The organism is Tepidisphaeraceae bacterium (genome assembly GCA_035998445.1).
Taxonomy (GTDB): domain Bacteria; phylum Planctomycetota; class Phycisphaerae; order Tepidisphaerales; family Tepidisphaeraceae; genus DASYHQ01.
This window is the reverse complement of the sequence record DASYHQ010000023.1, coordinates 83967-108989: the sequence shown is the minus strand read 5'-3', so window position 1 is coordinate 108989 and position 25023 is coordinate 83967. Positions and strand designations below refer to the sequence as shown.

The 25023-nt window shown below is 64.6% G+C and carries 17 protein-coding genes and 1 tRNA gene; 8 read left to right on the top strand and 10 right to left on the bottom strand.

What is annotated here, in order from left to right:
* Positions 1-15: 15 nt before the first annotated feature.
* On the bottom strand, positions 16-234 hold the full coding sequence (locus tag VGN72_10625; GenBank protein ID HEV7299809.1) for a hypothetical protein: 219 nt from the start codon (positions 232-234) through the stop codon (positions 16-18).
* Between the two features lie 371 nt (positions 235-605).
* Here VGN72_10625 and VGN72_10620 point away from each other — a divergent pair, with 371 nt between their 5' ends.
* The 4 genes from VGN72_10620 to VGN72_10605 all read left to right on the top strand — a co-directional run bounded on the left by VGN72_10620 (position 606) and on the right by VGN72_10605 (position 5053).
* A complete protein-coding gene (locus VGN72_10620) occupies positions 606-1268 on the top strand; it encodes a hypothetical protein (protein ID HEV7299808.1) in 663 nt (220 codons plus the stop codon).
* 30 nt (positions 1269-1298) lie between these two features.
* Positions 1299-1478 carry a hypothetical protein gene (locus tag VGN72_10615; protein HEV7299807.1) on the top strand — a complete coding sequence of 60 codons (180 nt, stop codon included), beginning with the start codon at positions 1299-1301 and terminating at the stop codon, positions 1476-1478.
* A gap of 144 nt (positions 1479-1622) precedes the next feature.
* The gene (locus VGN72_10610; GenBank protein ID HEV7299806.1) at positions 1623-3602 is read left to right on the top strand and encodes a hypothetical protein; all 1980 of its coding nucleotides are present in this window, start codon (positions 1623-1625) and stop codon (positions 3600-3602) included.
* 875 nt (positions 3603-4477) lie between these two features.
* Entirely contained in the window at positions 4478-5053 is a 576-nt protein-coding gene (locus VGN72_10605; protein ID HEV7299805.1) for a hypothetical protein, read from the top strand.
* 425 nt (positions 5054-5478) lie between these two features.
* On the opposite strand, the gene VGN72_10600 is transcribed toward VGN72_10605, so the two are convergent.
* Positions 5479-5550 (bottom strand) — tRNA-Asn (locus tag VGN72_10600).
* 585 nt (positions 5551-6135) lie between these two features.
* Between VGN72_10600 and VGN72_10595 the strand changes: the two genes are divergently transcribed.
* Positions 6136-7233, top strand: a complete 1098-nt coding sequence (locus VGN72_10595) for a C45 family peptidase (protein HEV7299804.1) — start codon at positions 6136-6138, stop codon at positions 7231-7233.
* Between the two features lie 8 nt (positions 7234-7241).
* A complete protein-coding gene (locus VGN72_10590) occupies positions 7242-8201 on the top strand; it encodes an acetylxylan esterase (GenBank protein ID HEV7299803.1) in 960 nt (319 codons plus the stop codon).
* Positions 8202-8421: 220 nt separating this feature from the next.
* On the opposite strand, the gene VGN72_10585 is transcribed toward VGN72_10590, so the two are convergent.
* Both VGN72_10585 and VGN72_10580 read right to left on the bottom strand, forming a co-directional pair.
* The gene (locus tag VGN72_10585) at positions 8422-9807 is read right to left on the bottom strand and encodes a porin (GenBank protein ID HEV7299802.1); all 1386 of its coding nucleotides are present in this window, start codon (positions 9805-9807) and stop codon (positions 8422-8424) included.
* A 361-nt stretch (positions 9808-10168) separates the two neighbouring features.
* Positions 10169-11539: a porin gene (locus VGN72_10580; protein HEV7299801.1), complete on the bottom strand. Its 1371-nt coding sequence runs from the start codon at positions 11537-11539 to the stop codon at positions 10169-10171.
* Positions 11540-11896: 357 nt separating this feature from the next.
* On the opposite strand from VGN72_10580, the gene VGN72_10575 reads away from it, so the two are divergent.
* Complete coding sequence (locus VGN72_10575; protein HEV7299800.1) at positions 11897-12079, top strand: hypothetical protein; 183 nt, start codon at positions 11897-11899, stop codon at positions 12077-12079.
* Between the two features lie 464 nt (positions 12080-12543).
* Positions 12544-14712 (top strand): carbon starvation protein A, encoded by a 2169-nt coding sequence (locus tag VGN72_10570; protein ID HEV7299799.1) that lies wholly within the window; start codon positions 12544-12546, stop codon positions 14710-14712.
* Positions 14713-14877: 165 nt separating this feature from the next.
* Here VGN72_10570 and VGN72_10565 read toward each other — a convergent pair whose 3' ends face one another.
* From VGN72_10565 to VGN72_10540, 6 genes are all read right to left on the bottom strand, one after another.
* Positions 14878-17406 (bottom strand): ComEC/Rec2 family competence protein, encoded by a 2529-nt coding sequence (locus VGN72_10565; protein ID HEV7299798.1) that lies wholly within the window; start codon positions 17404-17406, stop codon positions 14878-14880.
* A gap of 153 nt (positions 17407-17559) precedes the next feature.
* Positions 17560-17682 (bottom strand): hypothetical protein, encoded by a 123-nt coding sequence (locus VGN72_10560; GenBank protein ID HEV7299797.1) that lies wholly within the window; start codon positions 17680-17682, stop codon positions 17560-17562.
* Between the two features lie 135 nt (positions 17683-17817).
* Positions 17818-19470, bottom strand: a complete 1653-nt coding sequence (locus VGN72_10555; GenBank protein HEV7299796.1) for an ATP-dependent DNA helicase RecQ — start codon at positions 19468-19470, stop codon at positions 17818-17820.
* Positions 19471-19612: 142 nt separating this feature from the next.
* Complete coding sequence (rny, locus tag VGN72_10550; protein ID HEV7299795.1) at positions 19613-21166, bottom strand: ribonuclease Y; 1554 nt, start codon at positions 21164-21166, stop codon at positions 19613-19615.
* Between the two features lie 740 nt (positions 21167-21906).
* Positions 21907-23091, bottom strand: coding sequence for a hypothetical protein (locus VGN72_10545; protein ID HEV7299794.1), 1185 nt, complete (start codon positions 23089-23091; stop codon positions 21907-21909).
* Positions 23092-23547: 456 nt separating this feature from the next.
* On the bottom strand, positions 23548-25020 hold the full coding sequence (locus tag VGN72_10540) for a radical SAM protein (GenBank protein ID HEV7299793.1): 1473 nt from the start codon (positions 25018-25020) through the stop codon (positions 23548-23550).
* Positions 25021-25023 lie beyond the last annotated feature (3 nt).

The following is a 25023-nucleotide window of genomic DNA, read 5'->3' as shown; positions in this document are numbered from 1 at the left end:
GAGGCCCTTGGTGCGTTAACCACGGTGTCCCATGTGCTGCATCCCGGCCGACACATCAAGTCGATCGGGGGCAGGATCCGAGTGTGGAATAAGAGGAAGATTGGAGTGGCTGTCCGGGCCGAGGGCGCCACGGAGGTGCAGGCGCAGCACGCCGCGGGCGAGGATGGAGGCAACCTCGCGTAAACGGTCCTCAACGGACATCGCGGACGGGTCGGTCGGGTCGAGGTACGACATCGGGGCTCCTTCGAAAGGAGGCGATGCCCGCAACGACCTTCCACGGCGGACCGGTGTGCTGCCTGGCAACAGGTTGAAGGGACCAACGCGAGGTCCCCTACCTGTTAACTACCGGGTTGGGGGGAGGAAGGGGTGGAAAAGGTGGAAGAATCTGTGGGCCCCCCTCGCAGCGAACGCCGGTCGTGGGCGGTCGGACGATCGTTACAGACGGCCGGGCCCACCGGGTCCCATGCCCATCGCCAACGATCTGCCACCGCACCGTCCACATCGTCCTTGACGGCCCCAACGCCGCGCGGCATCCTCGATCGACCAAGCAGCGGCCAGCAGGCCCGCGCTCGGCCAACGTCCAGCTGGAAAAGGGAGGCAACCCCGTGCGCACGCTCATCACCGTCGTGATCTTGATCTCGTCCCTCGCCACCGCCGCGCCAGCCGCGACGCTGACGTGGACGACCGCCTACCGGGAGGCCGTCGCGACGCCGACCCACCCCTCGTACACCCCGCCGAACGACGTCAAGACCTACCGCACAACCGGCCCGTGGGACGAGCAGGCGACCGCCACGGCCGGCGCGCTGGGCGATGCTCATTACGCGACGGGCACCGCGACGCACCGCTCGACGCTCGCGGGCGACGGCATGACGTTCTACGGCTCGGTCACCGGCACGTGGACCGGCAGCGCGCGGCCCGGGCTACGCGCGGCGATCGACTCGGTCTTCACCGTCTCGGCCGACTCCGACTGGCAGTTCAGCGGCAGCGGGACGACCGCCAGCGGCACAGTTCTGACCATGTCGATCTACGACTTCACCGGCGGCGCGTACCTGGCCCAGAGCGCGTGGTCGTCGGCACCGCTGTTCGCGCTCGACCGCACGGTGACGCTCCTTCAGGGCCGCCAGTACGCGCTGGCCGTCAAGGTGCTTGGAGGCGGGGCCGGCAGCCTCAGCGCGTCGCTGACGCAGGTGCCGGAGCCGACGGCGCTCGCGCTCGTCGCACTTGCAGCCCCGGCCCTGCTCCGTCGGCGGCGCGGGGCCGGCCATTGAATGTTGGTCCGTTTCCCACAACAGGAAACCGTGAATCTCAACGACGCTGGCAATGTGGTCGTCCCCGCGTACCTCGCACTGCGGGAAAAGGGTTACGGCGTGTATCGCGCGCGATTGCCGAACGAGTCGGAACGGTGGATGGCCGACGGGCCGACGGGCCGCTGGGACGGTTCGGTGCCGACGACCCGATCACGTTGCTCGGAGTCGTGAGCGTCGCAGAAACGCGCGGTGCCAATAGGAAAGCAACCGACGCAGAGATCGACACCTTCTTGCAGGCGGGTTGCGTGCCGCGGTGCGTACATTTATAACCTCGCGCAGCCGTACCTTGCGCCGCCTGGGGACTTGAGGGGACAGATGCCGTTGAACCGATTTTGTGAACCGCTCGAACGCCGCCGGCTCCTGTCGTCGACGATCGTCGCCAGCGGCCTGCCGGCGACCGTTACGGATGGCGACGGCACGCAGGTGATGGTGCGCCTGACGGGGCCGGGGTCGGTCACGCTGACGCCTGACGGCGACGCGTTCGACCTGACCTTCGACGCCGCGGTTGGGCCGACCACGTCGCTGCTCATCAAGTCACGCGGCGGCGCCGATGGGCTCGTGACGCTGGATGACATTACCGCCGCCCAACCGCTGGCGCGCATCACCGCCACGGGCGCGCGCCTCACCGGCGAGGTGACGCTACCGCGGGTCGGCAGGATGACGGTGCACGAGATCGACGGCGCGCGGATCGACGCCGGACGCATCGACCACCTGCAGGTTCGTGGCGACGTGGTCGGCGCGACGATGTGGGTGCGCCCGCCCGATTCCCGGCCAGAGAGGCGCCCCGTGCCGCCGCTGGGCCGGTTGACGATTCGGGGCACGATGGGCGACAGCACCGTGGACGTCGCGGGAACCGTCGGCACGGTCTCGGTGGGGGCCATGATCGACAGCAACGTGGTCGCCGGCATCGCCTGGCTGCCCGACGCCGCCGGCACGTTCGCGCCGGTGTTGCCCCGCTCGCGCCCGGATGAGGAGCGGTTCTTCGCCAAGCCCGACGAGGGGATCAGCGATCGCCTGAAGGAGGTTCGCGCAGCGCTGCGCGACTTCACCGGTCACTTCACCATAAGGTCGCTCACCGTCACGGGCCGGGTCCGCGCGCCGCTGGCGTTCGCCGGGTCGAAGGTGGCCGCGCACGACATTGATCGGATCACGCTGAACAAGGTGGCCCGCAGCGACGACGCGCCCGAGTACGGGGTGGTCGCCTACGAGATCGGCGTCAGCCGGTATCGATACGAATCGCTGCGCGACTACCGCGCGCGCGGCGGCGACGTCGACGGCCGATCGTTCTTCAATTTTCACCAGTTGCTCGTCCCACCCGACCCGCCCGAGCCGCCGCCGGGTCCACCGGCAGTCTGTGCGTGTGACAGTGGTTTGATTGGCACTCCTGATTCCGGCGCGCCGTCCCAGAAGGAGGCTGCCTATCCCGTGGACGGCGACCTGAAGGTCGCGATGGTCGTCGATTCGCCCGAGGCCGCGGCGCTGTACCTGCTGCGCGACGAGACCATCGACGTTCGCAGCGCCGACGGTGCGGTGTTGCGCAACGAACCGAACCTGCCGGCCGCCATTTACAGCATTGTTGGCCAGCCGGGCGTGCCGATCACGCAGTCGAGCGATGTGCTGTTCCTCTCGACCGCCGGCGGGCCGAAGGTGCAGTTGATGGCCGAGTTGCTCCACACGGCGTACCGGCTGGATGTAGTTACCGAGTTCCGCCATTATGCCGACGTGCCGGCCGGCACGCTCGTGGACGCCTGGACGCCCACGTGGTCGCCATCGGCGACCTACCAGCACGTGCAGCACGGCTTCGCCGGGCCCGAATTGCGTGCGTGGCTGAGCGCAAAGCGAAGCGACGGCTATACGAGTTTCGACACCGTGCCCGAGGGCTTCCAGGCGTACACGGTGACCGCGCCCGCTGTCTCCGGCTGGGTAAACCTGCCCCCCGCCGACGACATCGCGCCGGCGTTGCGCGACTTGGGAGCGACCGTCCGCGTGGTCGACGGCGCCGTCACCGCGATCACCTCGTCCGACGCGATCGCCTTCCGATGGTTCGACCGGGGACGGGAACGGACCGCCACCTTCGCCGATGGCCGCGCGGTGGCTGATCTGGCGGTTCAGATCCACGGGGCTCGCGGGTCCGGATACGATGCCAAGCTCGCCGAGCGCAACGGGCAGACCTTGGTGTATGCCCTCGGTCACGGCGGCACCGTCATCCTCACCGCGCCCGACGGGCTGGCGATCGACGCCGCGGGCGAACTTTGGCAGGTGCCGAACCTCGACGCCCTGCGTAAGGCGCGCTGAGCCACATTAAGCCCACGGCCGCCCGCGTAGTCACGTAGGGTGGGCACCGCCCACTGTTCCGGTTCGCCAACAGCGATGGTGTGCCGAGCCCGTACCAGGCTGGAGAAGGAGAGCGACACCGGCCACGCGGTAGTCGTGCCGTACGGGGTGTTCTGCATCTCGGCAAAGGCGCATCACGGGCTCTTCAGCGGGAAGGCGATGGGGTTGACGCCGTGCGTTTCACAGCGGCGTAACCAGCCGCAGCAACGGACCGGCGATCGAGTAAACTGAAGTGCGCGAGTCGGTTGTACGCCGGCCGCTGAACGGCCAATCGTTATACCTCACCGGGGACACCCGCTTGTGGTTCGAAGACTTAGCCCCCGTGCACCTACTTTCCCGGCGAAGCGAAGCTCGTCGCCGTCGGTTGGCTTGAGCGCGGAAAGCCATATGCCACTGGTTGCGTCGAGCGTCACGTGTATGACGCGTTGGTCGAGATGCAAAAGAATCCATGGCAGCCGGATGTGCCGAGGGGGCACTCACGAATGCGAGCTATGCCAGTTTGAGGGCGAGCACGGCACAGCGAACCTGTTCGTCCCTGCGGACGGTGTGATCTACGTGGCGCCGGAGCTGATCGTGCATTATGTCAACGCTCACGGGTATATCCCGCCGGACGCGTTCTGCCGTGCGGTTCTCGCGTGCCCGCCCATGCGTTCGATGCAGTACCTGAAGGCGATCAAAGCGTGCGGTGGCGCTCGACTACTTCAGCCGTCCGGCGGTGAGGTATAACAACGCACTGGAACGGACCGGCCGGACGGGACGGTCCTTGTGATTCTAACGCAGCTCGGTGCCCGGCCGGCCGTTGAATGCTGATCCGTTATTCATTCGGGGGAGGCGACGTGCCCGACTTGTTCTTTGCGACGATGGAGCGACTCACGCCAGCGCTTCGACGTGGCGATCTTGAAGCCTGCGAGCTGGAGATCGCTAAGGAAATCCGCGCAATGCCAGTGACGCCGTTCCACGTCGTGCTGGACCTCTCAATCTCAAATGATCCGGCCGACGCGGCGGCGCACTTCGATCGCTTCTTCCGCGAAGAGTCAGCGCGCATTCCGATCGCGGCGGCGTATACAGAGATGAACGGGTTCGACATCAATCCGGATCGCTGGTACTGCGATCTTTTCGCTTACACCGCTGACGGGGGGCACGACGATCACGACTGGATTTCGGACTGGCAGTCCGAGCAGTTCGATGACTTCACGATCAACGGGCTGGAGCGGTTGCAGGACGTGTACGCGAGCAAGGCGTTTCGTGAGAAGGCGAATCGGGACGCAAGTTACATGAGCAGCTTGATGGTGGTCGTGAAGTTTCAGCGGTTCATGCAGCGGGCGGCAGCCCAAATGAAGCAGCTAAAGTTTCCGCTGTACGTCACGGCGCACGACTTCGACTTCATCGCGGCGGTCCGGCCGAATGAATAACCCGCCACTATGATGGCTCTTCCGTCAACCGGCAAATCTCCTTCGCCGGACGGCTCGGTCGCGGTTTCAGGTCGCGGCGGGTGAGGGTCAGACCACTATCCCCGAGTGCGGCACGCCTGCCGCAAACCCGTAGCTCGTGTCACCCGCCCCACCCCTTTTAGATAAGGGTCACGCACAGGATCCGATCCCGACACGGTTGTTAACTGGGACCGGGAAATAGAGTGGAGAGTCCGAGAGTTCCGGGGTGAGAACGGCCGGGAGCGAGGAGATGGTGCCCTCGGTGTCGCTCTCTCCCCTTGCCAGCCGAGAGCGTCAGAGACGAAAACCCCGCAAAACCAGCCCGAAAACGAGCGAACCCTGTTAACTCGAATTAACAGGGTTCGCGGTAAACTATATAACACCTTGTCAAACAAGAAGTTATGAAGCTCGGCAGGTAGGACTCGAACCTACAACCAGCCGGTTAACAGCCGGCTGCTCTACCATTGAGCTACTGCCGAATTGGGACGCCACGGATTGGCGGGGGCGCCAATGTATCGGTATCACGTGGGGTGTCAAGCGAGGAAAGCGTCTTCCGCGCTCGGCTGTGACGCTATTTCATCCAGAGCATGCCGGTCGCCAAGATGGCGGCGACCAGAAAGAACAAGGCGACCTCGGCGGCGTGCGACAGGACCGAAAACAGCTTCGTTTGCATGTAAACCTCAGCAAACCGATCGATCTGATCGTCGAATGATAATCGGCGGACCTCGCTGGATGGAACGTCTAAACCGCGGGTCGCTGACCAATCCATCGACCCACGTCGGTAGCGGGATGAACCGCGAAATGCGCTGCGAGGAAAATCACCCGTCGCGATCAATCCAGTTGAGATTCTCAGTATTGAAACGGGGGTTGATCGCCAGCTACTAACATTCTCGGACGTTGGCGTCGCGCGTGCGAAAAATTATAGGACGCAGCACGGTGACTGAGAACCGAGTGCCATCTACAGCTGTATTACGTAATCCATGATCATTCGCTCTTCATTGTTAGCGTCGATTGTTGCGTTCGCTGTGGTGCAAGCGGGCTGTGCTTCGTCTCGACAGCCGCTGATGATTCGAGAATCGGCCCCGAGGCAGTCGTCGGCGGTGGTCATCACGCCGGGCGCGGCTGTGGGCGCGAAAACAGGCGCAACGACCCAATCAGTCGAACAGACGTTTCCCGTGCCGGTGGTCTACCTGTCCGGCTCGCCGGCGGAGATGGGCGCGGGCCATGGCAAGGCGCTGGGCGGCACGGTGCGCATGCTGCACGAGAAGTACCTCATGGTCTTCCTCGCCGGTGGCAGCGAGCGCGTGATGGCGCGGCTGGCGGCGAACGCCTTTGCGGCGCTGTCGCTGCCGGAACACCGAGATGAGATCGCGGCGCTGGCAGCGGGGTCAGCCATTGATGGTCGCGACACGATGCTCGCCCAGTGCTTCCTCGATTTGACGCCGATGACCGCATGCTCCACCGTTACCCTGCCCGCCGCGGCGTCGAACGATGGCGTGGCGCGGTTTGGGCGCAACCTGGACTTCCCGTCGCTCGGCGTGGCCGACAAGCACACGACGCTGTTCATCGTGAAGCCCGCCGACCGGTACGCGTTCGCGTCGGTCGGCTGGCCGGGCATGATCGGCGTGCTGTCGGGCATGAACGAGCACGGCCTGTCGCTGGCCAACATGGAGGTGACGCGCAGCCCGCGCATGCCCACCGGCATGCCCTACACGCTGCTGTACCGCGCCGTCCTGGAACAATGTAAGACGGTAGATGAAGCGATCGCATTCCTGAAGAACACGCCGCGGCAAACGGCCAACAATCTCATGCTGATGGACGCTACCGGTGACCGCGCGGTGGCGGAGATCACGCCCGAGGGCGTCGTGGTTCGCCGGGCAGATGATCGCACCGCGCTGCTCAGCACGAATCATCAGCGCGGCGCCGATCTGGCTACGCCGGGCCGTTGCTCGCGATACGATTATCTGCTGAAGCAGTCCACGCGCGACTTCGGTGGCATTGGCGAGCGATCGGTTGAGGCGATGCTGCAGCACGTGGGTGGCGCGATGACGCTGCAGTCGATGGTCTTCGAGCCGGCCAATCGCGTGATTCACCTGTCTGCGGGCACGAGCGCGGCCGATCGGGCGTTCACGCGCATCGAGTTATCCCCATTGTTTCGGTAAAGTGTCGGATGATGTTTCAGCACGATCTTCCGTTTGATCCCACGTATGGTTACAACGAAGCGGCGTTGCGCCAGGTGGGCGCGTCGCTGGGCCCACCCGACTTTGCCGACTTCTGGCAGGACCTGAATGCCCGCACGCGCGCGATCGCGCCGCGGCCGACGTTACGCGAGATCGCGACGCCGAACCACAGCGATGTGAAGACCTACGAGATCGAGTACGATTCGTTGGACGGATTTCGCGTGGGCGGGTGGATCACGGTGCCGATCGACCGCACGCCGCGGCACGGCATGGTGGTCGGCCACGGGTACGGCGGGCGCGAGGCACCGGCGTACGGGCCGGTATTTGCGAACGCGGTGGCGATCTTCCCCTGTGGTCGAGGCTTCCATCGGTCGGCGCGGCCAGACCTGCCGGACAACGGCGCGCGGCACGTGCTGTACGGCATCGAGTCGCGCGACACTTACCTGCACGGCAAGTGCGTCGCCGACTTCTGGGCCGCGATGAACGTGCTGAACGAGCTGCACCCCGACCTGCCGACGATCCATTATTTCGGTTCCAGCTTTGGTGGTGGCATTGGCGCGATGGCGCTGCCGTGGGACACGCGTTTGGCCCGGGCGTTCCTGGAGGTGCCCAGCTTCGGCAACCACCCATTGCGCCTGACGATGCAGTGCAACGGCAGCGGCGAGGCGGTGCGGCTGTATCACCAGCGGCACCCGGAAGTCGTCGACGTGCTGCAGTACTTCGATTCGGCGACGGCGGCGCTGCACACGCACATTCCCACGCTGGTGTCGGCGGCGCTGTTCGACCCCGCCGTCCCGCCACCGGGACAGTTCGCGGTGCACAATGCACTTGCCGGGCGGAAGAAGCTGTTCGTCAGGCAGGCGGGTCACTTCACCTATCCCGATGAGGCGGCGGAGTATCAAGCCGTTGAGCGCGAGATCGTGGCGTGGTTCGGGGATGAACTGGTGTAAGGCTGGTCCTACCGTGGCATGGGCGTCTCGCCCATGCACCGGGTAAGGGCAAAGCGTCTGATTTGTGGGCTACCTGCGTGATCAGCGCAGGGCGCCGTCAATCACATTAACCATCCAATTGACACGCATGGGCGAGACGCCCATGCCACGGTAAATGCAAACCGGCACGCGTTGTTCCCAACGCGTGCCGGTGTCGTTCTCGTTCAAACCGATCGATCGTCTACAGCGCCAGTTGAAGCTGAGCGCGGAGGACGAACTGGGCATCGGCGCTTTGCAGGACGCCGTTGCCGTCGCTGGTGACCGGCGAGCCGTTGGGCAGGTAGGTCAGGTCGATCGTGCCCTTCACGTTGTGGCCCTGCCAGTAGGCGTTGGTGCCGACGGTGATCTCGTGGATCTGGTTGTCGTACGGGTCGGCCACGCGCTCGGCGGCGAGGTTGATGAAGTCGTAGCGGCCGAAGACTTCCCACTCGGCCTTGGCCCACTTGCCGACCAGCTGGCCGGCCTGCAGCACGAAGCCGATGTCGTTCACCGTCTCGGTGTTCGGCACGGCGACGGTGCCGGCGTTGAACTCGGTGGCGTACCGGCCGACGATCGCGCCGAAGGCGTTGAAGCCGCGGGCGTTCTCGTACTGCAAATCGACCGTGTAGGTCAGCAGGTCGTTGTCGCCGTTCTGCGTGAAGTCGAGGCCTGCGCCGGCGACCAACAGGGTATCGGTCTGCTTCAGCGCGGTGAAGTCCTCGTATCCCTTGAACTTCTTGCCGATGATCTGGTACTCGGCCCGCCCGGCGAGGCCGAAGTCGGGGCGCGTGTCGGGCGTGGTGCCGCTGACGTCGCGGAAGTTCGTGTTGAGCTGGCCGGTGCCGTCGGTGATCGCGAACTCGCTGCGCAGCTTCCCGTCGGTCGGCGCGTAGATCAGGCTGGCGCCCTGCACAGGATTGTCGCCGCCGATCAGCAGGTCGTTCAACAGCGACCGCTCGGCCGCCAGCATGCGCCGGCTGCTGCCGGTCTGTTCGCGGCCCAGCGGGTCACCAAACTGACCGACGCGCACCGCCCAGCTTGGCGCGAACTTGTACTTGGCCCACGCGAACTGCAGCGCGGCGTTGCCGCTGTTGCGCGGCACGTCGAACAGGATCTCGTACGTCAGGTCCTTCGAGTACAGGTTGCCGTTGATGCCGATCTTCGCGCGGCGGATCTCGAACCCGTTCTCGGTGTCGGTGCCGTCGACGTCATCCGAGATGTTCGTGACGTTGCGGAACTGCAGCTGCGCCGTCGGGCTCAGCGAGAACTTCCCGTCGGCCGACTGCAGCGTGAACTTGCCGTCGCGGTACCCGCCGGTGAAGTCGACCGAGGTCGCCTGCAACGTGGGGGCGGCGCTGCGGCGGTCAGCGTCTTCAACGACCGCATCGATCGTCGCGGTGGCGGCGCGCTGGTCGGCCTGGGCCTGCAGGGCGTCGATCTGCTTGCGCAGCGCGTCGATCTGGTTCGAGAGATCCTGCGTCGCGGCGGTCGACGTCGTCGCATCGGCGGCGGTGGCGGTGGCCGCGGGCGCCACGATCGATCCGACGACCAACGCAGTCACGGCTGCGGCCTTCAGTTGTCCTAACATGTCCTCATCTACCTTTCCGAAGTCGCCGCGCTGAGATCGCGTGGGTAACCCGCCCACTTCTGCGCTTGCTCAGCCATTCGAGGACGACCTAGTTGAGGTTATCGGTACGCGCGGCAGGGCCAACTTTAATGATCTTATCCAACCCTTAACATACGACAGCAGTGACCTCGTTCGGCACTGCCGTTGCCAAGTGCTCTGCATTGCGAAGTGATGACTGACATGCACCGCGCTTGTTGGAGCGGATCGCACATCAGGACAGCTGTCTTCGCAAAAGAACGGCACCCGTCCTTCGACGGGTGCCGTTCGCGTTCGCAATGTGAAGCCGATCGACCAGATGCCGATCGCTTCGTACGACCGTCGACTAGATCAGCAGCTGGTACTGAGCGCGGATCATGAACTGGTCGTCGTCGCTCTGCAGGATGCCGGCGCCATCCACGTTCACCGGCGAGCCGTTCGGCAGGTAGGTGAAGTCGAGCGTGACCTTCGACGCGTGGCCATGGAAGTAGCCGTTCACGCCGACGGTGAACTCGTGCACCTCGTCTTCGAACGGGGCGGCGACGCGGACGTCGTCCAGGAGCGTCACGTCGTAGCGGACGAACCCTTCCCACTCGGCCTTGGCCCAGGTGGTGCCCAGCATCTGGCTGGCCTGCACGAGGAATCCGATGTCGTCGGCGCTGGCGCCGGCGGCGTTCACCTCGGTCGCCGAGCGACCGATGACGGCGCCGAACAGGCCCAGGCCCTTGCTGGTCTCGAACTGCACGTCAGCAGTATAGGTCAGCAGGTCGGAATCGCCGTTTTGCGTGAAGTCCACACCGGCGCCCACCACGAGCAGCGTGTCGGTCTGCAGCATGGCGCTGAAGTCGTCGTAGCCCTTGAAGTCCTTACCGATCAGCTGGTGCTCGCCGCGACCGGCGACGCCCCAGTCGGGACGGGTGTCGGCGACTGCGCCGGCGGCGTTGGTGTCGCGGAAGTTGGTGTTGGCCGACTGCGTGCCGTCGGTCACGCCGAACTCGCCCTTGAACTTGCTTTCCTTCGGGGCGTAGATCAGCGTGGCGCCCTGCACGTAGTTGTCGCCACCGATCAACAGCTCGTTCAACAGCGACCGCTCGGCCGCCATCAGGCGCTTGCTGCTGCCGGTCTGTTCCTTGCCGAGCGGGTCCTTGAACTGCCCGACGCGCACGAGCCAGCTTGGGGCAAAACGATAGCGGGCCCAGGCATCCTGCAGCGCCACACCACCGGTGCTGCGCGAGGTTTCCCAGAGGAACTCGTAGGTCAGGTCCTTCGAGAAGGCGTTGCCGGCAAAGCCGAACTTAACGCGGCGCATCTCGAAGCCGTTCTCGACGATGTCCTCGCCACCGGTGTCACGGATGTTCGTGACGTTGCGGACCTTCAACTGGAAGTTCGGGTTGATCGAGAAGTTCCCGTCGGCCGACTGGATGATGAACTTGCCGCTCTTGTAGCCGGCGGTGAAGTCGGTCGCGCTGGCCTGCAGCGTGGGGGTGCTGCGCATGTCGGCGTCGCGCATGACGCTGTCGAGCGTCGACGGCGCGGGGGTGGTGGCCGGGGCGGCCTGCTGCTGCTTCTTCAGTTGGTCGATCTGCTGTTGCAGCGACTGGATCTGCTGCTGCATTTCCTGCTGCGACGGTTGTTCGGCGTGGGCGACGGTGGCGGCGCCACACACGAGCGTGCCCGCGACGAACGCCGGCATCTGCCAGCGGGTGCGGTGAGACATAGAGGCTCCTCAGTTGCGTGGCGCGATGGTTGGCCACTGGTTCGCGCGACTCACGGGTCACGCCGGTTGATCTTCAAGCGGTCTGAACTAATCAGTGGCAAGGGTTATGGTCGCGGCGCATGAATGCACGATGTGGGATATGTGAGCGATTGGTTAATCCCGAAGATGCGACGATGCTCGTTTCCGCGCCCGAAGCGTCTTCTGTAGGACAGGCATTCCTGCCTGTCTCTCCCCCCGCTCTCCCCCCGTATTCCCTTTCAGGAGGACAGACCGTCTTGCCTGCCTCGCTTCGCGCCACCGTTGCGCTTCCATCGGCAGAGCAGAGACGCGAAGGCGCGAAGACACGAAGGAATCGCGATGGAGACTCTGCAAGCTGATGTACCGACGGCGGTCTGGGTAGGCAAAACACGAATCCGTGCACCATTGTGCACCATTTTGCACCATCGAGTGGTTGCGATGACGGTCGCGCTGACCCGCGCGTTGTCCTATTCAGTTATCAAAGAGACGCTATCCATTTCTACGCCCGCGCTGCGCGATTGAGGGGGAACCGGCGCAACGCCCTTTGCATTTCTTCGCGTCCGGCTTCGCGCCTTCGCGACTCGTCAATCCATGGGGAGAAGTGCAGAGAGAGACAGACGAGAACGGACTTATGCACTTGACGAAGCAATCGGCATCCTGAGGTACTCCGAAGGATCTCTTTGCGACCTAATACGGGGGGAGATCCTTCGGAGTACCTCAGGATGACGGCTCGGCAGCGGGCCAGTTTCTCAAGTGCATAGGTCCGGAGGAGAATGCCTGTCCCAATCCGAAAGCAAAGATAGAAGAGACACAGGCAAGAATGCCTGTGCCACAGGAGAGAATACGGGGGGAGATAAGACGGGGGGAGAGACAGGCAGGAATGCCTGTCCTACAGAAGAGAGACGGCCCCGCCGCTGCGGTCCCACCGAATTCTGCTACACTCCCCGACCCATACAGTCGGCCACGATTTTCGGAGACCATTGTTCATGCACGCCATGCCCCTGCTGCTCGGCATCCTTTGTGTGATGGCGATCGCGTACCGCTACTACAGCAATTTCCTTGCCTTCAAGGTCGTGGGGCTCGACGACAGCCGGCAGACCCCCGCTTACCAGTTCGAGGATGGGCAGAACTACCACCCCACGCCCAAGTGGGTGCTGTTCGGTCACCACTTCGCGGCCATCAGTGGCGCGGGGCCACTCATCGGGCCCGTGCTGGCGGCGCAGTTCGGGTACATGCCGGGGTTGCTCTGGATCGTGATTGGCGTCTGCCTCGCCGGCGCAGTGCAGGACTTCATTGCCCTGGCCGCCAGCATGCGGCGGGGTGGCCGTAGTCTCGCCCAGATCGCCCTCAGCGACGTCGGCCCCGCCGCGGGAACGGCGGCGACGATCGCGATCCTGTTTATCCTTGTGATCGCGCTGGCGGGCTTGGGGAAGGTGGTGGTGAAGGCGCTGGGTGGGGAAGAGGTGCGATACCCGGCGGGGTCGAGCCTCGTAATGCCTCAAGGGATGACGATCTCACAAAGCGTCGAGAACCACACGCTGCATCAGGTTCCGCCCAATTCAAAACTCACTTGGATGTCCGGCGGGCAACGCCAGGAAATGCCGATTTCGGAAGCGTTCACATTGAAAATCGCAGGCGAGCACAGCCTGCTTCCCAGGTTGCCAGAAAGCGCTTTTCCCAGCGAACCACTTCAGGAAGCCGCGACACCGACGGTCACGCAGTACGACCTGCCCACGAGCGCCGTCCGTCTCGTCCCCGGCTCCTCCTGGGGCACCTTCACGATCGCCGCGACCATCCCAATCGCGCTCTTCGTCGGCCTGTACACCTATCGCATTCGCAAGGGCCGCGTGATCGAGGCGTCGATCATCGGGGCGATCCTCACGCTCGTGGCGACGGTCGCGGGCGGGTACGTCGCTAACTCGCCGATTGCGCCGTGGTTCAATTGGACCGATACACAGGTGACCTGGGCGATGGCCGGCTACGGCTTCGTCGCCAGCGTGCTGCCGGTGTGGGTGCTGCTCTGCCCGCGCGATTATCTTTCCAGTTTCCTGAAGGTCGGCACGATCATCGCGCTCATCCTCGGCGTCTTCATCGCCAACCCCGAACTGAAAGCGCCGGCGTTCAACACGATGTTCTTCAACGGCGGCCCAACCGTGAAGGGGGCGATCTTCCCGTTCCTGTTCATCACGATCATGTGCGGCGCGATCAGCGGCTTCCACGCGCTGGTGAGCAGCGGCACCACGCCGAAGATGATCAAGCAGGAGAGCCACGCCCGCCCGATCGGTTACGGCGCGATGCTGATCGAAGGCACGGTCGGCGTGGTCGCGATGATCGCCGCCGCCACGCTGCCGGTGGGCGACTATTACGCGATGAACACCGACCTGGGCATGGTGCCGCAGTACCACGACCGGTTCGTCGAGATCGGCGCCGACGTCGACCACCTCAACGTCTATGAAGAGCGCACCCAGGAAGCGCTGCGCGGCCGCACGGGTGGCGCGGTCACGCTGGCGGTCGGCATGGCCCACATTTTCGACGGCATCGCCCAGAAGGTCGCGGGCGGCAGCCAGGCGTTCGTCGAGGGGCTTTGGAAGTACTGGTACCACTTCGCGATCATGTTCGAGGCCCTGTTCATCCTGACCACGATCGACACCGGCACGCGCGTCGGCCGGTTCCTGATTCAGGAGATCGGCGGGAAACTGATCCACCCGAAGTTCGGCCAGACCGACTGGTGGCCCAGCGCCGTGATCGCCACGGCGCTAATGGTCTGCGGCTGGGCCTACTTCCTCGGCAGCGACAACTTCGCCACCATCTGGGGCATGTTTGGCGTGGCCAACCAGATGCTGGCCGTCATCGCGCTGGCGATCCTCAGCGCTTATCTGGCCAACATCGGCAAGCGCCGCTACCTCTGGGTAACGATCTGCCCGATGCTGCTCGTGCTGACGACCACCACCACGGCCGCCTTCGTGCTGGGCCACGCGCAGGTGAACGGATTCATGACGCAAATGTCCAAGGCCGCCGGCACCCGAAATGGGACGATCCTGTTCAACAGCGCGCTGCAGACGACGCTGATCGTCATCATGCTCACCTGCACCGCGATCGTCCTCGTCTCCGCGGCGCGACGGATCTGGGGCAGGCCAGAGGTGAGGGCTGAGTAGAGGGACGGCCGTTCCGGCCGTGGCATGGGCGTCTCGCCCATGCTCGTGATGAAGACGAGAGATTGAATTAGTTGCTGCTGCGCGATGGAAGCGGGCGGCCACTAATTCACTCGCTCATTCAGTCCACATGCAAGGGCGAGACGCCCATGCCACGGTCGGACCTGCCTATCGAATCGCCGGCAGCGTGAGCGCTGGTGGCGCGGCGCCGGTCTGTTGAAACGGCTCGACGCGCAGCGAACCGTCGCCGCCGATCGTTACCGTGATCGCGCCGCAGTGGTGCGTGCGGTACAGCGGCCGATCACCGATGAGCGTTTCGAACGTTCTTTGCTTGTGCGTCAGCGTGCGGTCGTTACTGCTGAGGATCGCGCTCGGGTCGACCGCCGTCACGAACGCGGCCGTCAGTTTCTCGCTGCTGCCATGATGGGCGGCGATCAGCACGTCGGCCTTCAGCGACGCCGGCTGCTTCAGCAGTTCCGCCATCGCGGCGTCCTCGATGTCGGCGGGGAACAGGATCGTCCGGCCGGCGTGCGACAGCTTCATTACAACGCCGCTGTCGTTGTCCTGTAATGCCATGCCCTCGCGCGGCCAGAGGATCTCGACGCGCGTCTGCCGCCCGAGCGGCAACACATCGCCCGGCGACACGATGCGCGGCGGGCGGTCCAGATCATCCAACGACGCCAGCACCCCCTCGGCCGCGGAATCTCCAACGGCGTTGGGCGCAAGATACGCCCCGGCCAGCACCTCGCGCACACCGTACACGCTGACGACGTCCGCGACCGCGCTGGTATGGTCGGCGTCGCCGTGGGTGATGAGGACGGTGTCGAGCGACGTCTTGCCGGCCGCGTGCAGGAACGGGCCGAGGCACTTGCGCCACAAATCGGATAGCGAGGTACTACCTGCATCCACCACCATCGTGCGCCCGCCGGGCGGTTCAATGACAGCACATTGGCCGGCGCCCACGTAGAGCAGCGTAACGCGCAGGTCGTCGCCCGCTGCGACGCGCTGCATCACCGCCTGCCGCACGGGCAGCGCGAGGATGGCGAGGTACGAGACGATCGCCAGCGTAATCAGCGTCCATCGCAGTCCGGATCGCGCCCGCAGGAAGACCGACGCCAGCAGCAACGTGTAACACAACGCCAGCAAATACGGCGGCGGTGCGGGAAGCGGCACACTGGCACCGGGCATCGCATCGAGCCACGTCAGCATCTGGCGCATCAGCGCGATCGGCCACGCCGCGATTGTGGCCCACACTTCAGCGGCGCCGGGCCAGGCGATCGTCAACACGACCTTCAACAAGCCGCAGATGAGCGCCGCGAAGACCGGCAGCGCCAGCGCGATGCTGCCAACGATCGCCCATGGGTTGACTTGCCCGAAGTGCCACGCGATCAGCGGCATGCTGACCAGCCACGCGACGATGCCCGTCACGATGGCCGCGAACATCTGGCTGTCGGCCCACCGCCCTGCCGCTGCTATGCGGCCAGGTTGCTTGGGCGCCAGCATCAGGTCGCGGTCGCGAAAGCTCTGCATCAGCTTCGTGAACGCCGGCGTCAGCAGGAACAGTCCCAGCACGGTGCCGAAGCTGAGTTGAAAGCCGGGCGTGAACAGGTCCAAGGGATGATAGATCAGCATGACGATCGCGGTGATCGACAGCAGCTGCACCGCATCCACGCTGCGCCCGCTGAGCAGGCCGGCGGCGAACATCGCGCACAGCAGCACCGACCGCACCACCGGTGGCGACGGCAGCGCGACGATGCCGTAGAGCACGACAAACGCGAGCGTGACCGTCGCCGTCGTGCGCGGGCGCAGTCGCGCGAGCCGACAGATCAGGAAGACGAACCCGCCGAGCACGGCGACGTGCAGGCCGCTGATCGACAGGTGATGGCTGGTGCCGGTGCGTTTGAATTGGTCTTGGATGTCACGCAGTTCCGGATCGGGGTCGCCCACGAGCAACGCGCGCAGCAGCGCGTGGTCGATCGACTGCGACGGCGTGAAACCGGCGGCCAGCAGTTCGCGCACGCTGGCGCGCAACCGGTCGAGCAGCGAGGGCGATCCTTCATCGATAATCGCGATGTTGCTGGCGCGTGGGATGGTGATGGAGGTAAGGATGCGCTGCTGGCGGTAGTAGTCGGCCCAATCGAACTGCCCCGGATTGGCCGCCGGCGCTGGGCGTTGCAGGCGGCCCAGCACGCGGACGGTCTGGCCGACGTGCAGGCGCGGGTGCGGTTCCTCGATCTGCACGAGCGCGCCGCCGGTGGTATCGCGCCAGCCGTCCCACGTCTTCACGCGAAGCACCTGCGCCCGCGTTACCTGCTTCGGTGGAATGGGCCGCATGGCGGTCGGCGGGCCGACGAGAATGCGTGGCGGGTCGATGATGCGCAGCTCCAATTGCGCCAGCCGCTGCTGTTCCGACGTGTAGAGTGCGATGTCAGAGATGGTCCAGTAGAACGCGCGGAACTGCGCGAGCGCCGCGCCGGCAGAAAACACCGCTGCGAGCAACAGCGCAGCGGCCGTGGGCTGTCGCACCCATCGCCAACTTGTCGCGAGGAACAGGAGAGTTGCCGTGATCCACAACAACGGCTGGTGCGGCAGCCTTGCATGGCATGCGATGCCGGCCATGAGCGCGACCGCCACCAACACCGCCGGGCGACGGCGCAACGCGTCGGCCCAAGTTCGATCGGCTGCGGATGGCTCCATGCACGCGACAGCCTACCATGCGGCAGAGCCTGCTTGCACGAAGTCGCGTTAATTCGCCAGGGCCAGTTGAGGGGATGCCAAAGCAGCGGCCCTCCCCTCGATGATTCGGGAGAGGGCGGAGAATGATCTTGGCCTTTGCTGCGTTCGCCGGTGCTACAGCATCTTCAAGACCAGGAAGACGATAAGCGCCAGACCCAAGCCACCGCCGAAAAGCCAAACGAGGAAAGCAATTCCGATTGCGCCGGCACGTTCGGGAAGTGTACGTAATTCGTTCATTCGAACCTCCGTTAAATGTCCGCGGTACAGCTCGCAAACCGCGGGCCATTAGGGGCTGCAGCAGCCGTGCAGTTCGCATCTTTGGGCGACGCGTGCATTTGGCGCTCCGACGACCAGGCATCAGGCAGCGACTGTTCATCCCTGCGACTTCAGCAGGTCGTTATCAATGACAAACTGCGTGACGACGCTCTTGTAGCCTTCTTTGTCGAACAGGATGACGATCTTGTCGTCCTCGTAGCGCATCACGGTGCCCTCGCCCCACTTCTTGTGCAGCACGCGCGACTTGATGCCGAACGGGTGCGTCGCCGCCTGTCGTTGGTGCTCGGCGACCACGCCTTCCTCGCAGTTGTCGCAGTGGCCGCACGGCTCGGGCAGGTTTTCACCGAAGTAGCGCAGCAGGTACTGCCGTCGGCACTCGCCGGTCTCGGCGTAGTCCTTCATGATCTCCAGGCGACCCAGGCGATACTGTCGGTGCGCTTCATGCGCCGCGGCAGCCTGTTCACCGGCGGCTTCGAGTTTCTTTTTCGACGCCGCGGCAGCGACGTCGCCGTCCTCGTCGATCGCTACCACGCCTAACTCTTCCAACCGGTGCACCGCCGCCTCCACCTTGGAGGCGGGCACGTCGGTCTGCTCGTGCAGTTGCTCGAGGTCGATCGGCTTCTTTCCGTTGGCGGCGATCGCGTCGGCGACCTGCTGCGCCTGGTCTTCAGAAAGCTTCCCACCGGCCGTCTGTCCCTTGCGGCTGCCGATGTCTTCCGGGCGATAGAGCAGGATCGCCGTCGCCGGTTCACCATCGCGACCGGCGCGGCCGATCTCCTGGAAGTAGCTGTCGATCGATTCCGGCACGTCGTAGTGCACCACGAAACGCACGTCAGCCTTGTCCACGCCCATGCCGAACGCGTTGGTGGCGACGATCACCTGGCTGCCGCGGTTCATGTAGCGGTCCTGCACGGCCTCGCGCTCGGCCTTCTTCAGTCCGCCGTGGTACGCGTCGACAGCGATGTTCTCCTTGCGCAGGTCCTCGGCGATCTCCTCGGCGTGCGCGTGCGTGCCGACGTACACGAGGCCCGGCTTGGGCAGGTCCTTCACGCGGTCGGCAACGATGCGCCGCTTCGTCTCCAGATCCGGACAATGCTCGACGGACAGATGAATATTCGGCCGATCAAAACCCCAGACGATCGTGCGAGCGTCGCGCATGTCGAGCCGGTCGAGGATCTGCTCGCGCACGTTCGGCGCCGCCGTCGCGGTTAAGGCGAGGATGACCGGCCGCCGATCGAGCGCCTCGATCAACTTGCCGATGCGGCCATACTCAGGACGGAAGTCGTGCCCCCATTCGCTCACGCAGTGCGCCTCGTCCACCACCAACAGCGATGGCGGGTTGGCCTTCAGATGCGCCATGGTGTCGGGATTGGCCAGCTGTTCGGGGGCCAGGAAGAGGTATTCCAGTTCCCCCTCGCGAAGCATCGCAAATGCCTCGCGGCGCTCGCCGACGCGCACGGTGGAATTGACGACCGCCGCCTCGGCGACGTCCTTTTCTTCGATCGACTCGACTTGGTCCTTCTGCAGCGCAATCAACGGCGAGATGACCACCGTCGGCCCATCGATCAACAGCCCGGCGATCTGGTAGACGGCGCTCTTCCCCGACCCGGTCGGCATGATCGACAGCACGTCCCGCCCTTCTAGAACAAGCTTGATCACGTCTTCCTGCCCGTGTCGCAGCGATTCGAATCCAAACTTTTCACGGGCGATCCTACGAATCTCATCCACACCGCTCTTCGTGCGCACCATGCGTTGCCTCCATCCAATGGCAGAGCAACGAACGGGCCACTGACGGAGCGGTTGGCCTACGCTTTCCCTTAGCAAAAAAGAGCGGGACAGACGCGATTGCCTGTCCCGCTTTAGATGTTTGGATGCGTTGGTAGCTAGCGCCTCACCGAGCGTACTCCACGCTGCGCAGCTCGCGGATCAGCGTGACCTTGATCTCGCCGGGGTACTGCATCTCGCTCTCGATCTTCTTGGCGATGTCGCGGGCGAGCTTGGCGCTCACGCGGTCGTCGACCAGCTTGGCGTCGACGATCACGCGCACCTCGCGGCCGGCCTGAATGGCGTAGGCCTGCCGGACGCCCTCGAACTCGAGCGCAATGCCTTCCAGGTCCTGCAGGCGCTTGATGTAGCGCTCGAGCGACTCGCGCCGCGCGCCCGGGCGGCTGGCGCTGATGGCGTCGGCGGCCATGATGATCGGGGTGTACGGCGTGGTCGCCGGCACGTCGCCGTGGTGGCCGATCGTCGCGTTCAGCACGGCCTCGCTCTCGTTGAACTTGCGCAAAAACTCCATGCCGATCTGCGGGTGACCGCCTTCGGTTTCATGGTCCATCGCTTTACCAATGTCGTGCAGCAACCCGCATCGGCGGGCGAGCACGCCGTCAAGGCCCAGCTCGCTGGCCATCACCTGCGCGAGGTAGGCCACTTCGAGGCTATGCTTCAGCACGTTCTGCCCATAGCTCGTGCGGTAGCCCAGCCGGCCCAGCATGGGAATGATCGGTTTGGCGATGTTCGGCAAATTCGCTTCCTGCACCGCTTCCTTGCCGATGCGGATCAGCTCGTCGTCCATCTCCTTGTTGGTGCTGGCGACGATCTCCTCGATGCGGGCCGGGTGAATGCGGCCATCCTGCACCAGCTTTTCAAGGCTGATGCGCGCCACCTCACGACGGACGGGATCGAAGCAGCTGACGACCACCAGGCCCGGCGTGTCGTCGATGATCACGTCGACGCCGGTCGCCTTCTCGAACGAGCGGATGTTGCGCCCTTCGCGGCCGATCACGCGGCCCTTCATGTCGTCGGACGGAATGACGACCGTGCTCACCGTGTGGTCGCTGGTCTGCTCGGCGGCGTAGCGCTGGATGGCTTGGATGATGATCTGCCGGCTCTTTTCCTTGGCCTCTTCCTGCGCGTGCTCGGTGGCCTTCTGGATGATCTCGCCGGCCTCCTGCTTGCACTCGTCCTCGATGCGCCGCAGCAGCATCTCGCGGGCCTGCTCGGGGGACATGCCGGTCATCTGCAACAGCCGGTCCCGCTGCTCTTTCAGCACGGTCGTCAGGTCGGTCTCCTTCTGAACCAGCACCTTCTCGCGGCCGGCGAGGCGACCTTCCAGATCGGTGAGGTTGCGCTCCTTCATCGACAGCGTATCGAGCTTGCGATCCAGCGTGTCCTCGCGCTTGGTCAGCCGTTGTTCCAGGGCCTTCAGCTCGTTGCGTTCCGACTCCAGTTCCTTTTCCGACTGTTCCTTGCGCTTCAGCGCGTCCTGACGGGCGGTGAGTTCGGTCTCCTTTGCACGCGTCTCACCCTCGCGGACGGCGGCGTCCTTCAGGCGCTGCGATTCTTCCTTCGCCCGGCGGACGATGTTGTTGGCCGTGAAAACCAGGAACCCGAATAACGCTCCGGCGCCAAGAACCGCGCCGATCAAACCACCGATGAACCATTCCATGATGTCAATTCCCCATCGGGCTCGCGCGCGGCCCATATGGCCATTGCGCGCAGCACGTTACGTCTCTTGCGGATCGGGGAAAGGTGGGGTGACGACGGCTCGGTCGGCGCAGCATCGACCTCGGACCGCTTCAGCGTAAATCGCTAAAACGATCGAGACGGACTGGCCGTAGCCGGAGTGTGGGCGGAGCTCGACAAGGTCGAATGCTGGCCAGAACGGTCAGCGGCCTTGACTGTGCAACGGGCGTGTTCGCGAAAACTTGCAGTCGCTGGAGCCCAAGGGTGGGCAGTTGCGCAAGTCGGCGGGCAACGTCGGGCCAAGCCGTCACGATCACTCGAAACACCGCAACAACGGCGGCCAGGGTGAGGATGAAGACAAGGACCTGCACGGGAGAACTCCGCGGTAAACCACGATCTCGTCACTGCCGATCCGCTCGCCAAGCCTCTTGGGCGCTTGCGAGCGGTCCACCGGCAGCGTTAGTCACAACACCTTACGGGTCAGGACCCATCCGCACGGGCGACCCGCGCCCGCCGACCAGTGTCAGCGAGCAGTATGCCCAAATTCTAAACCGTTGCGCGGGGGATGACAAGCCACCCTTCCCCACCTTTCCAGCACATCGGCACCTGCGCCCATCTCTTTTACGGGCAAGAAGTTCGGTTGAGATCGGTTTCAGCCTGCGTCCTGCCTTCTTATCGGCTGACGCCCACGATTCTCAAGGTGCCAATGACCCTGCAAAACGCCTATTTTTCCGGCACCGGTTGCGGCTGCATTGGTGGCTTTTTCAAGCTGACGGCCAAACCGACCCCCAGCAGCGCGAATGCGCCGAAGAGCGTCACGAGGCCCCACTGCATCGCGGTGCGCGGCAATAGCCCGGCGGCAACGTTGATCACGTCGAGCACAAACTGCTCCAGCGCCCGCCAGACGTCGCGCGGCAGACGCTTCAGCAGGTAGAGGGTCGCTGCGCCGCACACCATCGCCGCCAAGACCGGCCGGCGAAATTCCCAGGCATGCCACAGGTAGACCAGCCCGGCCGACACCGTCGCAAAGTGCAGTGGCGAGAATCGGTTCAGGTCGATCCAGCCACCCGCCCCTGATTTGATCGTGGCCGCTGACAAGATGATCGCCAGCACCGGCAGCAGCAGTCGCGCCGGTTCAGCATAAGAGAGGCCCAGCACGCGCGGCGCGGCGACCGCCACGCCCAGCAGCACCGGGGCAATGTTCGCGACCGTAAAGCCGGTGTCGTAGACCCAGCTGGCGCCGCAAAGGTGCGCCATCACCGAAACGAACGGAAGCCCGACGAACGCCAGCCGCACCGCGACGTCCCACGGGTCACCGCCCCGCGCAATACCGTGCGGCAGCAGGAACGCCCCGGCGACCGGGATCGCGCCGGCGAGCCACCAGAACCCATACAGCGTGCGCGCGGTGATCGCGCCATCCTGGGCCTTCTCCCAATGCGCCAGCACGCCCGGAATGAACAGCAACAGCGCGATCGTGCCGAGGATGAACGCGATCGTGCGACCATCACCAAGGTTGGCGATTCGCCGCACCGCGCCGACCTTCAGCGCCGCCAGCCCAAACAGCGCGACGTTGGTCGCGATGCCGGCCGTTAAATTGGCCGAGTACAGCTCGCTGTTGAGGAACGTCACGTCGACGAGGAACAGCGCCTCAAGGATCAGCAGGATGCGCACGTCCCGAAAGCACGCCGGCCGCGACAGCAGCAGCATCGCCAGGCCGATCAGCAGCAGCTCGTACACGTTCAGCGTCGCGATCAGCATCAGCAGCTTGCCGAACTCGCCCGGCAGCAGCGCCATCGCGTCCAGCAACAGACGGCACGCGACCAGCATGCTGACGGCGCTCAGCAGGAAGAACGGATTGTGATCGATGATGAGACGAAAGACCGGGTGGGCGTACAGCGAGCGACTCATGTCAACCTCCAGGGGTGTGGGGGCAAGGGTGCAGACCGCGTTGACGGAGAATCACGTTCCGGTGCCACGGCGTCGCCGTGCGATTGTGGTGGGTTGTCGGTCGCCTCCTTCGTTGGATCGAGGAGTCGGGCAGGTTGCGGGCGGCGTGGTCGCGCGCCGTCGATTCACTCATTATGCCCCGTGTTTGGCGACGTGCGCGGGGAAAATATTCGGGTGGGCGATGATGGAATAGACGCGGACGAGGAGCCGCCGCACGTCCGCTCTGCGACTGCGACCCCCTTGGTCTTCCTTGGAACGTGTTGTTCAGCCGGACGAGGCTCTTCCGGTCCCTCTCCCGGTACTCCGGGAGAGGCTAGGTGAGGGTGATTTTGTTCTTACGAGAGTCATCAGCAGTTCGAAATCACCCTCACCTAGCCTCTCCCATGAGTACATGGGAGAGGGACCGGACCCGACGCGTTATCGCGCCGCTTCACCCAGAATCGGCAGCTGAAGCTTCACGCTGCGATCGGCGCCGTCGTCCAGCCCCGGCGCGGCGCCGATGAACTGGTTGTCGATCTTGCGCACGTTGCGCGTCGGCACGTCTGGCCGTGGTTGGAGGTCGGGGGAATCCGGCCCATCGTGGCGGGCCAGCACGTGGTAGTACTGGTCGCGCTGGGCGGGCACCCAGCCGGCGTCGCGGATGAGACGGCAGATCTCGCGCGCCTCCAGGCGGTAGGTCGTGCCGGCGGCGCTGACGACGTTTTCCTCCATCATTACGCTGCCCATGTCGTTGGCGCCGAAGAAGAGCGCCAGCTGCCCGATCTTCGGGCCCATCGTTACCCAACTGCTTTGCAGCGACGGGAAGTTGTCGAGGTACAGCCGGGCGATCGCCAGCGTGCGCAGGTATTCGTCCGCCCCGGCCATGCGCACGACGCGGCCGCGCAGGACGTCGTCGTTCGTGCTTTCGTCGAACGGACCGTAGGCTGCCTCGGTCCATTCCTTCGCGCGGCCGAGCGGGGTGTTCTCGCGCTGGAACGGCCAGTGGATGAAGGCGGTGTAGGAGCCGGCGTTGGCCAGTCGTCCGTTCTCCGGGGTCAGTTGTGATGATGCGAACACGCCGGGCCAGCGCTGTCGGATGGCATCGATCACCTGCACATAGCCGCCGGCTTGCCGGTGGTCTTGCTTTGGAACGCCACGAAGACCACCGGCAAGCCGACGGCTATATAGCGCGTAGTCCTGCATGTCGCGCAGCGCGGCCATGTGCTCGACGCGCTCGCGGGCGAACTCGATGTGGCCGATGAGCATCGTGGCGCTGGTGTTCAGGCCTTCCTCGTGTGCCACGCGCATCACGCGCAGCCAGTCGTCACCAGAGCACTTGCCAATGCCGATGCGCCGCCGGACGCGCGGATTGAAGATCTCACCGCCGCCACCCGGAATCGTCGCGAGTCCCGCGGCCTTGAAGCGGCGGATGATGTCGCGCACGTCCAGGCCGAAGAACCGTTCGAACTCCACAAACTCCGGCGGGCTGAACGCGTGAATGTGAACGGTCGGGAAGTTCGTCTTGATGTAGCGCAGCAACTCCTCGTACCACTCGATCGGCAGGCGGTCGTTCATGCCGCCTTGCATGAGGATCTGCGTGCCGTTGATCGCGACTAGTTCTTTGATCTTCTCGCCGATGGTGTCGAACGAGAGTGTGTAGGCATCGCTGTCGTCGTGGTCGCGGCGGAACGCGCAGAACGTGCACTTGGCAGTGCAGACGTTCGTGTAGTTGATGTTCCGGTCAATCACGTACGTGCGGTAATCCTCCGGATGCATCCGAAGCGCGGTCGCATGGGCCCATTGGCCCAAATCGTGCAGCGACGCGTTGTGGTGCAGCTCCAGCGCTTGCGCGTCGGTTAAGCGGGCCTTGCCCTCAATGACCGGATCGATGTTGAACGACAGCTTGGCCATGCG